11 protein-coding genes are annotated in these 14,967 nt (G+C 66.6%); 7 read left to right on the top strand and 4 right to left on the bottom strand.

Annotated features, from left to right (window positions below; genetic code table 11):
• The first annotated feature begins 91 nt into the window (after positions 1-91).
• Positions 92-1,453: a phosphoglucosamine mutase gene (gene glmM / locus LFT49_RS14810; protein ID WP_236820166.1), complete on the top strand. Its 1,362-nt coding sequence runs from the start codon at positions 92-94 to the stop codon at positions 1,451-1,453.
• Positions 1,454-1,514: 61 nt separating this feature from the next.
• Here glmM and mscL read toward each other — a convergent pair whose 3' ends face one another.
• The 3 genes from mscL to coaA are packed head-to-tail and all read right to left on the bottom strand — an operon-like array spanning position 1,515 to position 3,774.
• Positions 1,515-1,919: a large conductance mechanosensitive channel protein MscL gene (gene mscL / locus LFT49_RS14805; RefSeq protein ID WP_236799073.1), complete on the bottom strand. Its 405-nt coding sequence runs from the start codon at positions 1,917-1,919 to the stop codon at positions 1,515-1,517.
• 23 nt (positions 1,920-1,942) lie between these two features.
• The gene (locus LFT49_RS14800) at positions 1,943-2,803 is read right to left on the bottom strand and encodes a M15 family metallopeptidase (protein ID WP_237428625.1); all 861 of its coding nucleotides are present in this window, start codon (positions 2,801-2,803) and stop codon (positions 1,943-1,945) included.
• A 5-nt stretch (positions 2,804-2,808) separates the two neighbouring features.
• Positions 2,809-3,774, bottom strand: coding sequence for a type I pantothenate kinase (gene coaA / locus LFT49_RS14795; RefSeq protein WP_236799071.1), 966 nt, complete (start codon positions 3,772-3,774; stop codon positions 2,809-2,811).
• Between the two features lie 132 nt (positions 3,775-3,906).
• On the opposite strand from coaA, the gene glmS reads away from it, so the two are divergent.
• Positions 3,907-5,799 (top strand): glutamine--fructose-6-phosphate transaminase (isomerizing), encoded by a 1,893-nt coding sequence (gene glmS, locus LFT49_RS14790; RefSeq protein ID WP_237428624.1) that lies wholly within the window; start codon positions 3,907-3,909, stop codon positions 5,797-5,799.
• Positions 5,800-5,858: 59 nt separating this feature from the next.
• On the opposite strand, the gene LFT49_RS14785 is transcribed toward glmS, so the two are convergent.
• On the bottom strand, positions 5,859-6,227 hold the full coding sequence (locus LFT49_RS14785) for a hypothetical protein (RefSeq protein ID WP_237428623.1): 369 nt from the start codon (positions 6,225-6,227) through the stop codon (positions 5,859-5,861).
• 349 nt (positions 6,228-6,576) lie between these two features.
• On the opposite strand from LFT49_RS14785, the gene LFT49_RS14780 reads away from it, so the two are divergent.
• The 5 genes from LFT49_RS14780 (at position 6,577) to treZ (ending at position 14,940) form a co-directional block, all read left to right on the top strand.
• Positions 6,577-6,924, top strand: coding sequence for a holo-ACP synthase (locus tag LFT49_RS14780; protein ID WP_236799068.1), 348 nt, complete (start codon positions 6,577-6,579; stop codon positions 6,922-6,924).
• 14 nt (positions 6,925-6,938) lie between these two features.
• Entirely contained in the window at positions 6,939-8,522 is a 1,584-nt protein-coding gene (locus tag LFT49_RS14775) for an NAD(P)H-hydrate epimerase (protein WP_237428622.1), read from the top strand.
• Between the two features lie 69 nt (positions 8,523-8,591).
• On the top strand, positions 8,592-10,850 hold the full coding sequence (gene glgX / locus LFT49_RS14770; RefSeq protein ID WP_236820161.1) for a glycogen debranching protein GlgX: 2,259 nt from the start codon (positions 8,592-8,594) through the stop codon (positions 10,848-10,850).
• Positions 10,847-13,174 carry a malto-oligosyltrehalose synthase gene (gene treY / locus LFT49_RS14765; RefSeq protein WP_237428621.1) on the top strand — a complete coding sequence of 776 codons (2,328 nt, stop codon included), beginning with the start codon at positions 10,847-10,849 and terminating at the stop codon, positions 13,172-13,174. The genes glgX and treY overlap by 4 nt, the downstream gene beginning before the upstream one ends.
• Complete coding sequence (gene treZ, locus LFT49_RS14760; protein ID WP_237428620.1) at positions 13,171-14,940, top strand: malto-oligosyltrehalose trehalohydrolase; 1,770 nt, start codon at positions 13,171-13,173, stop codon at positions 14,938-14,940. Before treY ends, treZ begins: the two co-directional genes overlap by 4 nt.
• The last annotated feature ends 27 nt before the right edge of the window (positions 14,941-14,967 follow it).

Raw genomic sequence — 14,967 nt, 5'->3', positions numbered from 1 at the left:
CAAATTTCCGCTCCCTGAACACACGAAGCACGCTTAAAGCCGCTGGCCAGCTGTTTCAAACTGCAGCAGCCCCATCCTCTACACTTGACCGGTGTCTAGATTATTTGGAACAGATGGTGTCCGGGGGCTGGCCAACGGCCTGCTGACAGCAGAACTGGCCCTGCAGTTGGCCCAGGCGGCCGCCGTCGTGCTCGGCCATGACCGCGCTGCCAACGGTGCGAGGCCCCGCGCCGTGCTGGCCCGTGACCCGCGAGCCAGCGGCGAATTCATCGCCGCCGCCGTGGAAGCCGGCCTCTCCAGCTCAGGCATCGACGTCTACGATGCGGGTGTCCTGCCCACCCCCGCCGCTGCCTACCTGGTCGCAGACCTGGATGCCGACTTCGGTGTCATGATCTCCGCCTCCCACAACCCGGCACCGGACAACGGCATCAAGTTCTTCGCCCGCGGCGGCCAGAAGCTGCCGGACGAGGTGGAGGACGCCATCGAAGCCCAGATGAGCAAGGAAGCCGTCCGCCCCACCGGCGCCGACGTGGGCCGCATCCAGCGCTTCTCCGACGCCGAGGACCGCTACATCGTCCACCTGCTCCGCACGCTCCCGCACCGCCTCGATGGCCTTACGGTGGTGCTGGACTGCGCGAACGGCGCCGCCAGCGGCTGCTCGCCCCAGCTTTTCAAGGACGCCGGCGCGGATGTCATCGTCATCGGCGCAGATCCGGACGGCCTGAACATCAATGACGGTGTCGGCTCCACCCACCTCGGCCCGCTCAAGGAAGCCGTGGTCAAGTACGGCGCCAACCTGGGCATCGCCCATGACGGCGACGCGGACCGCTGCCTTGCCGTGGACCACGAAGGCAACGAGGTGGACGGCGACCAGATCATGGCGATCCTCGCGGTAGCGCTCAAGAAGTCCGGCAAGCTCAGGGACGACGTCCTGGTGGTTACCGTCATGAGCAACCTGGGCCTCAAGATCGCCCTCCGCGAGGCGGGCATCACCATCGTGGAAACCGCGGTGGGGGACCGCTACGTCCTTGAAGGCATGCGCGACGGCGGCTACAACCTGGGCGGCGAACAGTCCGGCCACGTCATCTTCTCCGACCACGCAACCACCGGCGACGGCCTCCTTACCGGCCTGCAGCTCGCCGCGCAGGTGGCCCTCACCGGAAAGCCGCTCAAGGAGCTGGCCACCGTGATGACCAAGCTCCCGCAGGTTCTCATCAACGTCAAGGGCGTGGACCGCAGCGGCGTGCGCAGCAACGACGTCCTGGCCCAGGCTGTTGCGGCGGCGGAAGCTGCGCTCGGCGAAACCGGCCGCGTCCTGCTCCGCCCGTCCGGGACCGAGCCCGTGGTCCGCGTGATGGTGGAAGCCGCAGACGAAGAGACCGCCCAGTCCATCGCCGAACACCTGGCCCAGGTGGTCCGGAGCGAACTCGCGCTGGAGCTCGCCTCGAACTAGGCACACCTAGAAGAGTGGCCCGCCTCCCATAGGGAGACGGGCCACTTTGCTGCAACAAGACTTACAGGGAACGTTCCTTCAGCGCATCCCGGATCTCGGTCAGCAGCGCCACCTGTGGATCCTCGGCAGCGTCCTTCTTCACGTCCTTGTTGATCCCGAGTCGGCGGTTCCGGCGCTCGATCATGATGTTCATCGGCATCACCACCACAAAGTAGATGGCCGCGGCAATCAGCAGGAAGTTCACCACCGCAGTCAGCAGCACCCCGAACTCGATGGCGTTGCCGTTCAGCTCCACCCTCGCGAAGCTGTCGAAATTGGGCGCCCCTACCAGGCCGGAGACAAAGGGCATCAGCACCTTGTTCACCAGCGCCGTCACCACCGCACCGAACGCAGTACCCATGACCACGGCGACCGCAAGGTCAACCACATTGCCCTTCATGATGAAGTTTTTGAATCCATTAAGCATGGACACCAACCTAACGCACGCCCTTACAGATACCCGGGCGCCGCTTCGAGGCCGAAGTATTCCTCCAGCGTGCCGATGCCGCGGTTCAGCATGTCTGTGGCCGCCTCCACTCCCACGTACCGCAGGTGCCACGGCTCGTAGTAATACCCCGTGATGGGGTGCAGCATCCAGGGATACCGCACTACGAATCCGAACCGGTGCCCGTTCGCCTTCGCCCAGGAAGCCGCAGGCTGGTCAGCGAAGCACGGCTCGAAGCTGCACGCTCCGCCACCGTCGCCGATGTCGAACGCCCACCCCGTCTGGTGCTCAGAGTGGCCGGGCCGCGCGCTGGCGGTGTCGGCGTCGGCCTGTCCCCGTGCCGCCACGTACCCGTTGTAGGTGGCCACCTGCGTGTTGTACGAGCGGTAGCCGCTGGCCAGGACCATGGCCACGCCGTCCCGCGAGGCCGCTGCGAACATCGCCTCGGCAGCCGCCGCCGTCGTGCTGTTCAGCAGGGCGGCCTCACCCACGGCGGAAATCGCGACGGCGGGCCGGACCAGGTCAGCCGGCACATAGTCCGCCGGCTTCAACGGCCGGTGCTTGTTCACGATCACCCACGGGCTGGCCGGATCATCGAGCGAAAACTGCCGCGCCAAGGTGGCCGACGGCGACGGCGTGGGGGACGGCACCTCGGGTGACTGGCCCACCGTGGCGGCGCCCGGCGTCGGGCCCGCCGAAGCTGTGACAGCTGAAGGGGAGGGTGCGGCGGAGGAAGCAGTGGACGACGACGGCGCCACCGCCTTGGGTGCCTCCGGTGTGCAGGCTGCCAGGACAGTCAGCCCGGCCCCCGCTGCGAGGAAGCGGGAGAAGCTGCGCCGGCTAGGGGAGCCGCATTGGTAGCACACCTGTGCTACACCTTCCGGAGCAGCATGCGCCGGATGGAGTGGTCCGCCTCTTTGGTCAGTACCAGCTGCGCGCGGCCCCGTGTGGGAAGCACGTTCTCCTCCAGGTTGGGCTCGTTGATCCGCTTCCAGATGTCGCGCGCGGTGCTCTCGGCTTCCTCGTCGGACAGGGTGGCATAGCGGTGGAAGTAGGACTCCGGCTGCGCGAACGCCGTGCTGCGCAGCTTCCGGAACCGGTCCACGTACCACTCCTCGATGTAGGAGGTCTTCGCGTCCACGTAGATGGAGAAGTCAAAGAAGTCGCTCAGGGCCAGGCCCTGGCGGCCGTCGTGCCGGGGCCGGGCCGGGGCCAGCACGTTGAGGCCCTCCACGATGAGGACGTCCGGGCGGCGAACCACCACTTCCTTGCCGGGCACGATGTCGTACGTGACGTGGGAGTACCAGGGTGCGCGCACTTCCTCGGCACCGCCCTTGATCTCGCTCACGAATCGCAGCAGCGCGCGGCGGTCGTACGACTCCGGGAAGCCCTTGCGGTCCAGCAATTGCCGACGCTTGAGCTCGGCCAGAGGGTAGAGGAAGCCGTCGGTGGTGATCAGCTCCACGTTCGGGGTGCCGGGCCAGCGGCGCAGCATCTCCCGCAGCACGCGGGCAATGGTGGACTTGCCGACTGCCACGGAACCGGCCACGCCGATGACGAACGGGGTGCGCTGGGTCTGTTCACCCAGGAACGTGGTGGTGGCTGCGTGCAGCTGGCCTGCCGCCTCCACATACAGGTGCAGGAGCCGGGACAGCGGCAGGTAGACGTCCCTGACTTCGTTGATGTCCAGGGGATCGCCGAGCCCGCGAAGGCGCAGCACGTCCTCTTCATTAAGGGGCTGTTCCATCTGGGCGGCGAGGCGGGACCAGGTTTGCCGGTCCAGCTCCACGAACGGCGAGGCACCCTCCCCGTTCGCGTCGTTGCGTTGCGAAGTCACCTAAAGATTCTGCCCCGCGCCCGGCCCATCGCGAAATGACGCCCCTGCTCAGCGCGGCGTACATCACGGACGCTTACTATCGGCAGCCTGCCGGTTTAGAGCAACAGGCACGCTGCCGATAGTCTTGAGCCTATGTGTGGAATCGTGGGGTATGTAGGCCGTTCGACTGACGGTGCAATTAATGGTCACAGTGCGTTGGACGTTGTCCTTGAGGGACTGCGCCGCCTGGAGTACCGCGGTTATGACTCTGCTGGTGTGGCTGTGGTGTCCCAGGGGAACATCGAGTCCCGTAAGAAGTCCGGGAAGCTGAGCAACCTGCTTGGTGAGCTGGAGGCCCGGCCGCTGCCGGAGACCCTGACCGGGATCGGGCACACCCGCTGGGCGACGCACGGCGGCCCGACGGACCGTAACGCGCACCCGCACCTGGCTGACGGCGGCAAGCTTGCCGTGATCCACAACGGCATCATCGAAAACTTCGCCGAGCTCAAGCTGGAGCTGCTGGAGAAGGGTGTGGAGTTCCTGTCCGAGACGGACACCGAGGTCGCTGCTGCGCTGCTGGCGGATATCCTTCGGAACCAGTTGGGCGGGGACCCTGCAAATGGTGGGCTGACCCGGGCGATGGAGCTGGCCTGCCAGCGCCTCGAGGGCGCCTTCACTCTTTTGGCCGTGCACGCGGACCAGCCCGACGTCGTGGTGGCCGCCCGCCGCAACTCGCCGCTGGTGGTGGGTCTGGGTGAGGGGGAGAACTTCCTGGGCTCGGACGTGTCCGGGTTCATCGATTACACCCGCCGTGCGGTGGAGCTGGGCCAGGACCAGATCGTGACCATCACCGCCGACAGTGTGGTGATCACCGATTTCTTCGGCAACCCGGCCCAGGGCAAGGAATACCACGTGGACTGGGACCCGGCCTCGGCGGAGAAGGGTGGTTTCTCCTCGTTTATGGAGAAGGAAATCCACGACCAGCCCGACGCCGTGGCGCAGACCCTGCTGGGCCGGTCTGACCTGGAGGGCAAGCTGACCCTGGACGAGCTGCGGATCGATCCTGAACTGCTGAAGCAGGTCAACAAGATCATCGTGCTGGCCTGCGGCACCGCCGCCTATGCCGGTACGGTGGCCAAGTACGCCATCGAGAACTGGTGCCGGATCCCCACGGAGGTGGAGTTGGCGCACGAGTTCCGCTACCGGGACCCGATCCTGGACGAGAACACCCTGGTGGTGTCCATCTCCCAGTCCGGTGAGACCATGGACACCCTGATGGCCGTCCGGTACGCCCGCGAGCAGGGTGCGAAGACCATCTCGATCTGCAACACCAACGGCTCCACCATCCCGCGCGAGTCCGATGCCGTGCTGTACACGCACGCCGGCCCGGAAATTGCGGTGGCCTCCACCAAGGCGTTCCTGGCCCAGATCACCGCCGCGTACCTGCTGGGTCTGTACCTGGCACAGCTGCGCGGGAACATCTTCTCGGGCCAGATCAAGGACGTCCTGGCGGACCTGAACAAGATCCCCGCCAAGATCCAAACCATCCTGGACAACGCCGGACCCCTGCGCGAACTGGCCCGGTCCATGGCGAACGAGAAGTCCGTGCTGTTCCTGGGCCGGCACGTGGGCTACCCCGTGGCCCTGGAAGGTGCGCTGAAGCTCAAGGAGATAGCGTACATCCACGCCGAGGGCTTTGCCGCCGGTGAGCTTAAGCACGGCCCCATCGCCCTGATCGACGAAGGCCAGCCGGTGTTCGTGGTGGTCCCGTCCCCGCGCGGGCGCGAATCACTGCATGCCAAGGTGATCTCCAACATCCAGGAAGTCCGCGCCCGCGGCGCCCGGACGCTGGTCATCGCGGAGGAAGGCGACCAGGCCGTGAAGGCCTACGCCGAGCACGTCTTCTACGTCCCCGAAACCCCCACCCTGCTCATGCCCCTGCTGACCACCGTCCCGCTGCAGATCTTCGCCGCGGAACTCGCCGCAGCCAAGGGCTACGACGTGGACCAGCCCCGCAACCTCGCCAAGAGCGTCACCGTCGAATAAGCGGAATAGCGCAGGACAGCTGAAGCCCCGGGCCCCACGGCCCGGGGTTTCTGTTTTGCCTAGCGGTTTTTGATGCTGCTTAGCCGGAACTGGATGATCCGTTCCGGGTCGTTCTCTGCCAACTTCAGCACCCGAACCTCAACGTCGTAGCCGTCCAACACTCCGGCTGCGCTGCATGCTGTGTACATTCCGGTGACATTCGCAGGAAGGGGAGACGTTTCACAGTCCCCGTTCACTTTCCCGTCCAGCCCCGCCGCCACGGTTAGTTGGCGGATATCGGCGGGCGCGGGCGGCTGCTGCGTCCTGTACTGGCGCCACATGCTGTCGCAGGGCACAGCGACAGGGACGCAGAAGACGCCGCCGCTCACGTTTTCACCATCCGGTTCCCACTCGGCCAACGGGTGAAGCCTGTCGGCGAGGGACACCATCCGGGCCGTTCCCAATACGTACGACGCCTGAAACAGAAGAAGCGGAGCAGCGATGACGGCGAATGCGATCAGGACTCCTTTGAAAATCCTTCGCCAAGGTCTTCTCCTCCGTGGCGGCTGGGAGCCTCTTGAGTTGTCCATAGGCCATTATCTCCAGCGACTGGAGAAACTTAATATCGAGGGGGTGTGTGTAACTTTTGGCCCGCTCCGGCCACTGAAGGCCCCCGGATGTCAGGGTGCGCTCCGCGCGGCCAGCCCGAAAGTCACGTTTTTCCGCTGATGGCGGACAGCCGGGGCCAGCGGCGTGGACCGGCTCCCCGCGGAGGGGTGCGACCGTAGAATGAACCGCATGATCGTTGGCATCGGGGTAGACGTAGTAGACATCGAGCGGTTCGGCCGCCAGCTGGAACGGACGCCGGGTTTGAAGGACCGCCTGTTTGTACCTGCGGAACGGGAGCTGAACACCCGCTCCCTGGCTGCCCGGTTCGCCGCGAAGGAAGCCGTAGCAAAGGTGCTGGGCGCCCCTGCCGGCATGAACTGGCAGGACTGCTGGATCGGCCTCGACCAGAACGGCCCTACCGTCCAGGTGAAAGGGACGGTCCTGGCGGTAGCCGAGGCCAAGGGCGTGAAGCGCTGGCACCTGTCCATTAGCCACGACGGCGGCATCGCCACGGCCACGGTCCTGGCCGAGGGCTGAGCCGGGCGGCCGCCATGATCAGCGCCTATACCGGAACGCAGGTCCGCGAAGCGGAGGAACCCCTCCTGGCCGCCGGACTGGGGGACATGCTCATGCAGCGCGCCGCGCATGGGCTGGCCAACGCCGTCGTCCATGAACTCAGGGACCGCGGCACCCGCCTGAACGGTGCCCGCGTTGTGGTGCTGGCGGGCAAAGGGAACAACGGCGGTGACGGCCTTTATGCGGCCGCTTTCCTCGCGGCCCGGGGGATGCGTACGACGGCGGTACTCACCGGGGATGCCGCCCACCCGGCCGGCCTCGGGGCGTTTGAGCGTTCCGGCGGCAGGGTGCACCGGCTCACCGAAGCGGCACTGCCGGGACTGGCCAACGAAGCCTCCGCGGCCGACGTCGTGATTGATGCCGTCCTGGGGACCGGCGCCCGGGGCGGGCTGCGGGGGAGTGCCGCGGACCTGGTGGAGGCCATCACGGACGCAGACCGCCACGGCCTTGTGGTGGCCTGCGACCTTCCCAGCGGAGTGGACGCCGATACCGGCGAGGCTGCCGGCCCGGTCCTGCCGGCTGATCTGACCGTGACGTTCGGCGGGGCAAAGTCAGGGTTGCTGGCCGATCCCGGCGCAGACTATGCCGGCCGCGTCCGGGTGGTACCGATTGGGATCGAGGAGCACCTGCCCCGTCCTGCCCTGCGCCGCCTCGAGGGCCCCGACCTGGCACGCCTCCTGCCGCACCCGGCCCGGCGCGCCCAGAAGTACTCCCGCGGCGTGCTGGGTGTGGTGGCCGGGTCCGAGGACTTCCCGGGCGCCGCAGTGCTTGCCTGTCGCGGTGCCCTGGCGGCAGGGGTGGGCATGGTCCGGTACCTGGGCCCGCCGTCGGTGGCCGACCTGGTCCGCCAATCCTGCCCCGAGGTTGTCTGCAGCACCGGGACCGTTGCCGAAAACCGGGTCCAGGCCTGGTTGGTGGGCTCCGGCATGGGGCCGCATGACCATGAACAGCTGACCCGTGCCCGGGACGCCATTGCGTCGGACCTTCCGGTCGTGGCCGACGCCGGCGCGCTGCCTGCACTGCCCGCAATCCTGGCCCCGCACGTGGTGCTGACACCGCACGCCGGTGAGCTTGCGTCGCTGTTCCAGCGGCTGGGCCGCGGGGAGGACCGGGAAGCGGTGGAAGCAGGGACGCTCACTGCGGTCCGCCATGCGGCTGACCGCACTGGCGCCACCGTCCTGCTCAAGGGCGCCACGACTCTTGTCGCCGCCCCTTGGGGCGCTACTTACAGCCAGGCGGACGGGACGCCGTGGCTCGCCACTGCCGGCAGCGGGGACGTGCTGGCCGGCGTCATTGGTGCGCTGCTGGCCCAGGCGGGGTCCGACGTCGGCCGCTTCCGGAAGCTGGGCGTGGAACCGGACGGGCGGTGGGCCGCCATCGCCGCACTTGGCGCTGCCCTGCACGGCCAGGCGGGGAGGGCGGCGTCGGAAGCTGTGTCCGGCGGGCCGATCACCGCAGGCCGCGTTGCGGATGCCCTACCCGAAATTTGGGGTAAAGTCAGCATGCTTAGTAAACATGAAGCTTGGAAACGTAATAGTCACAGCCAACCACTACGGTAGGCATTAGTTCGCACCAGCAGTAGGGGCGCCCTGATGTCCTCTGCTGCTGACCAATAAATGAGGAGCACGATGGAAGTCTGGCCTGGAAATGCCTACCCGCTGGGAGCTACCTTTGACGGCACCGGCACTAACTTTGCCTTGTTCAGCGAACGGGCCGAGCGGGTCGAACTCTGCCTCCTGGCCGATGACCTGACTGAAACCCGGATTGAGCTGACCGAAGTGGACGGCTACGTGTGGCACTGCTACCTGCCCCACATCCAGCCCGGCCAGAAGTACGGCTACCGCGTGCACGGGCCGTACGATCCCGAAAGTGGCAACCGCTTCAACCCCAACAAGCTGCTGATGGACCCCTATGCCAAGGCCATCCAGGGGCAGATCGACTGGGATCCCGCGCTCTTCTCCTACGAGTTCGGCGACCCCGACTCCCGCAACGACGCCGATTCCGCTCCCCACACAATGCACGGTGTTGTCATCAACCCGTTCTTCGAGTGGGACGGCGACCGCCAGCTGAAGATTCCGTACCACCAGTCGGTCATCTACGAAGCACACGTCAAGGGCCTCACCGAACTGCACCCGGAGATCCCCGAAGAGCAGCGCGGAACTTACGCAGGTGTTGCGCACCCCGCCGTGATCGAGCATATGAAGAAGCTCGGCGTCACCGCCATCGAGCTCATGCCTGTCCACCAGTTCGTCAACGACGGCACCCTGGTGGAGAAGGGCCTCAACAACTACTGGGGCTACAACACCATCGGCTTCTTCGCGCCGCAGAACACCTACAGCGCAACGGGCGACGTGGGACACCAGGTCCAGGAATTCAAGGCCATGGTCCGCGACCTGCACCGTGCCGGCATCGAAGTGATCCTCGACGTCGTCTACAACCACACAGCCGAGGGCAACCACCTGGGCCCCACGCTGTCCTTCAAGGGCATCGACAACCAGGCCTACTACCGCCTGGTGGACAACGACTGCAAGCACTACATGGACTACACCGGCACCGGCAACTCGCTGAACGTCCGCCACCCGCACTCCCTGCAGCTGCTCATGGATTCCCTGCGCTACTGGGTCACCGAAATGCACGTGGACGGCTTCCGCTTCGACCTCGCCTCCACCCTGGCCCGTGAGTTCTACGACGTGGACAAGCTCTCCACCTTCTTCGAACTCATTCAGCAGGATCCGGTAGTTTCCCAGGTCAAGCTGATCGCCGAGCCGTGGGACGTCGGTCCCGGCGGCTACCAGGTGGGCAACTTCCCGCCGCAGTGGACGGAATGGAACGGCAAGTTCCGCGACACCGTCCGCGACTTCTGGCGCGGCGAGCCCTCCACCTTGGGCGAGTTCGCATCCCGTCTGACCGGCTCCGCCGATCTCTACGAAAGCTCGGCCCGCCGCCCCGTGGCGTCGATCAACTTCGTCACCGCCCACGACGGCTTCACCATGCGGGACCTGGTGTCCTACAACGAGAAGCACAACGAGGCCAACGGCGAAGGCAACAACGACGGCGAATCGCACAACCGCTCCTGGAACTGCGGCGTGGAAGGCGACACGGATGATGAAACCGTTCTGTCCCTGCGCGCCCGTCAGCAGCGGAACTTCATTGGCACGCTGCTGCTCTCCCAGGGCGTCCCCATGCTGCTGCACGGCGACGAACTCGGCCGCACGCAGCAGGGCAACAACAACACCTACTGCCAGGACTCCGAGCTCAGCTGGATCCATTGGGAAGCCATGGACCAGCCCCTGGTGGAGTTCACCGCCTTCGTCAACAAGCTCCGCCACGACCACCCCACCTTCCGCCGCAGCCGCTTCTTCGACGGCCGCCCGGTCCGCCGTGGTGAGGGCGAAAAGCTGCCGGACATCGTCTGGCTGAAGACCGACGGTACCGAAATGCTGCCCGAGGACTGGGGGAGTGGCTTTGGCCGCACCATCGGCGTTTTCTACAACGGCGACGGCATCCAGGAAAAGGATTCCCGCGGCCGCAGGATCACCGATGACAGCTTTATCATGGCCTTCAACGCCCACGATGACGAAGTGGACTTCTGCCTTCCCGCTGAGGAGTACTCGCAGTACTGGGAGGTGCAGTTCGACACCGCCGCCCAGGCCGACGACTATGAACCCCTCAAGGCCGGTGCCACGCTGAAGCTGCAGGCCAAGTCGATGGTGGTGCTGCGCGCCTACTCGGGCCCGGAGGAAGAGGTCGACTACTCCGCAGCCGCGTCCCTTGCCTCGATGGCCGAGCAGGAGGAAGCACAGGAGGAAATGGTGGAAGCCCAGACCAAAGCCGCGGAAGCAAGCGAGGCAAGGGCAACGGGCGCCGACGAGGAAGCCAAGGCATGAGGACCCCGGTCTCCACTTACCGCTTCCAGATCCGCAGCAGCTTTACCCTGTTCGACGCCGCCGAAAAGGTCCCGTACCTGAAGGACCTCGGCGTCGACTGGGTGTACCTGTCGCCCATCCTCACCGCGGAAAAGGGCTCGGACCACGGCTACGACGTGACCGATCCTTCCGCAGTGGACCCGGACCGCGGCGGCCCGGAAGGCCTGCTGGCCCTGTCCAAGGCCGCCCGCGAACACGGCATGGGCGTCCTGGTGGACATCGTTCCCAACCACGTGGGCGTGGCCACTCCCGCGCAGAACCCCTGGTGGTGGTCCCTGCTCAAGGAGGGCCGCGAGTCGCCCTACGCCGAAGCGTTCGACGTCGACTGGGACCTGGGCGGCGGCAAGGTCCGGCTCCCCATGCTGGGCTCGGACGACGACCTGGACAAGCTGGAGGTCAAGGACGGCGAGCTCCGCTACTACGACCACCGGTTCCCGCTGGCCGAGGGCACGTACAGCGAAGGTGACTCCCCGCAGGACGTGCACAGCCGCCAGCACTACCAGCTGATGGACTGGCGCCGCGCCGACGCCGAGCTGAACTACCGCCGCTTCTTCGCGGTCACCACGCTGGCCGGCATCCGGGTGGAGGTTCCCTCCGTCTTCGAAAAGGCGCATGCCGAGGTGGGCCGCTGGTTCACCGAGGGCCTGGTGGACGGGCTCCGTGTGGACCACCCGGACGGGCTTGCCGATCCCGCCGGCTACCTCCGCTGGCTCAAGGACCTCAGCGGGGGCGCGTACGTCCTAGTGGAAAAGATCCTGGAGCCGGGCGAGGAGTTGCCGCAGGACTTTGCCTGCGAAGGGACCACCGGATACGACGCGCTGGCTGACGTGGACCGGGTCTTCGTTGACCCGGCCGGGCAGCCAGGGCTGGATGCGCTGGACGCTTCCCTCCGGGGTACCTCCGAGCCAGCCGACTACGCCGAGATGATCCGCGGTACCAAGCGCATGATCGCCGACGGCATCCTGCGCTCCGAGGTGCTGCGGCTGGCGCGGCTGGTTCCCGAGTCCCACGGGCTCAGCGTGGACCAGGCAGCGGATGCCATCGCGGAGATTATTGCGTCCTTCCCGGTGTACCGGTCCTACCTGCCCGTGGGCGCCGATGTCCTCAAGGAGGCGTGCGAATCAGCCGCCGCGCACCGGCCGGACCTGGAAGTGGCAGTGGGGACCCTTCTCCCGCTGCTGCTGGATCCCGCCAACGCCATCGCCATCCGGTTCCAGCAGACCTCCGGCATGGTCATGGCCAAGGGCGTGGAGGACACCGCGTTCTACCGCTACACCCGGCTGGGCACGCTGACCGAAGTGGGTGCTGAACCCACCGAGTTCGCCGTGTCTCCGGAGGAATTCCACCAGCGGATGCAGCGCCGCCAGCAGGAGTTGCCGCTGTCGATGACCACGCTGTCCACGCACGACACCAAACGCAGCGAGGACGCCAGGGCCCGGATCTCGGTTATCGCCGAGCTGCCGGAGGAGTGGGCGGAAACGCTGGCGGAGCTTCGTAAGCTGGCGCCGATCCCGGACGGACCGTACGAGAACCTGCTGTGGCAGGCGATCGTCGGCGCGTGGCCGGCAAGCCGGGAACGGCTGCAGGGCTACGCGGAAAAGGCGGCGCGGGAGGCCGGCAACTCCACCAAGTGGACCGACCCCAACGAGGAGTTTGAATCCAAGGTGAAGGCCGCCGTCGATGCAGTCTTCGACGACGCCACGGTCGCCAAGGTGGTCACGGACTTCGTGGCCCGGATCGACGCCTTCTCTGCGGCCAACTCGGTCTCCGCCAAGCTGGTCCAGCTGACCATGCCCGGCGTGCCCGACGTCTACCAGGGCAGCGAGTTCTGGGAACGTTCGCTTACGGACCCGGACAACCGCCGGCCCGTGGACTTTGGTGCCCGGCAGGAGGAGCTGGCAAAGCTCGACGCCGGCGAGTTGCCGGACGCAGGCACCGAGGCCAGCAAGCTTCTGGTCACCTCACGGGCACTGCGCCTGCGCCGGGACCGTCCTGAGCTGTTCCAGGGATATGTGCCGGTGGGCGCCACCGGCGCAGCGGCCGGGCACCTGCTCGCGTTCAGCCGCGGGACCGACGCCTCCTCCGGTGCCCTCACGCTGGCCACTCGGCTCCCCGCCGGACTGGAAGCCAGCGGCGGGTGGCGGGACACCGCCGTCGACCTCTCCACTGCCATGCGCGACGAACTCACGGGAGCCAGCTACGGACCCGGCCAGGTTTCGGTCGCGGAGGTCCTGGGTACCTATCCCGTGGCCCTGCTGGCACCTGTGGATGGAGAAAAAGCATGACCCTGGTCAACGTTGGACCCGAACGCTTCGATGTGTGGGCGCCGGACGTTTCGTCGGTGGTACTGGTGGCTGACGGCCGGCAGTACCCCATGCAGCAGAAGGAAACGGCGCCCGGCTCCGAAGGATGGTGGACGGCGCCCGACGCCCCGGCGGACGGGGACGTGGACTACGGCTACCTGCTGGACGGGGACACCACCCCTGTTCCGGATCCGCGGTCCCGGCGGCTGCCCGCCGGCGTCCACGAGCACTCCCGCACCTACGATCCCGCCGTCTACGCCTGGCAGGATTCCGGCTGGCGCGGCAAGGACCTGCAGGGAGCCGTCATCTACGAACTCCACGTGGGCACCTTCACGTCCGAAGGAACCCTCGATGCCGCGGTGGAGAAGCTGGGCTACCTGGTGGACCTGGGCATCGACTTCATCGAACTGCTGCCGGTCAACGGATTCAACGGGACCCACAACTGGGGCTATGACGGCGTCCAGTGGTACACCGTGCATGAAGGCTACGGCGGGCCTGCTGCGTACCAGCGGTTCGTCGACGCCGCCCACGGGGCAGGTCTCGGCGTCATCCAGGACGTGGTGTACAACCACCTGGGGCCCAGCGGCAACTACCTCCCCAAGTTCGGCCCGTACCTGAAAAAGGGCGACGCCAACACCTGGGGTGACTCGGTGAACCTGGACGGACCCGGCTCCGATGTGGTCCGGGAATACATCCTGGACAACGCGGCCCTGTGGCTGCGCGATTACCACGTGGACGGGCTCCGGCTCGATGCCGTGCACGCGCTGCGCGATGAGCGTGCCGTACACATCCTCGAGGACCTGGGGGCCCTGGGCGATGCCATCTCCGCTGAGACCGGACTGCCCAAGACCCTCATCGCGGAATCCGACCTGAACAACCCGCGCCTGATCTACCCCCGCGACGTCAACGGGTACGGACTGGCCGGGCAGTGGAGCGACGACTTCCACCATGCGGTGCACGTCAGCGTCAGCGGCGAAACCACCGGCTACTACTCGGATTTCGAGTCACTGGCTGTGCTCGCCAAGGTGCTGAAGGACGGCTTCCTGCATGATGGCAGCTACTCCAGCTTCCGCGGCCGCCACCACGGCCGGCCCATCAACGCCTCGCTGGTGCACCCGGCGGCGCTGGTGGTCTGCAACCAGAACCACGACCAGATCGGCAACCGGGCCACGGGCGACAGGCTTTCGCAGTCATTGTCCTACGGGCAGCTTGCCGTAGCGGCGGTGCTCACGCTGACCTCACCGTTCTCGCCCATGCTGTTCATGGGCGAGGAATTCGGGGCCTCCACGCCGTGGCAGTTCTTTACCTCGCACCCGGAACCGGAGCTCGGAAAGGCCACCGCGGAAGGGCGCATCAAGGAATTCGAGCGCATGGGATGGGATCCCGCCGTCGTTCCTGACCCGCAGGACCCGGAAACCTTCCGCAGGTCCAAGCTGGACTGGTCCGAGGCTTCCACGGGTGACCATGCGCGGCTGCTGGAGCTGTACCGGTCGCTGACGGCCCTGCGCCGCCAGCATCCGGACCTGGCGGGCCTTGGCTTCGGTGAGACAGAGGTTTCGTTCGACGACGACGCCGGCTGGCTGCGCTTCCGGCGCGGTTCCGTCGAGGTGCTGGTGAACCTGTCGGACGCCAAGGTCCGGCTGGACGATGCGGCCGGCGACCTCCTCCTGGCCACCGATGAGGGCAACGCGCTGGACGGCGGCTCCCTTGCCCTTGCGCCGTGGAGTGCCGCGATCCTCAAGTCCTGAATCAGGAGTTACGCCGGGGGCATGCGG

Origin of the sequence: Arthrobacter sp. FW306-06-A, from assembly GCF_021870055.1 — a bacterium.
In the GTDB taxonomy this organism is placed as follows: domain Bacteria; phylum Actinomycetota; class Actinomycetes; order Actinomycetales; family Micrococcaceae; genus Arthrobacter.
This window is presented reverse-complemented; position numbering and strand designations above follow the sequence as displayed.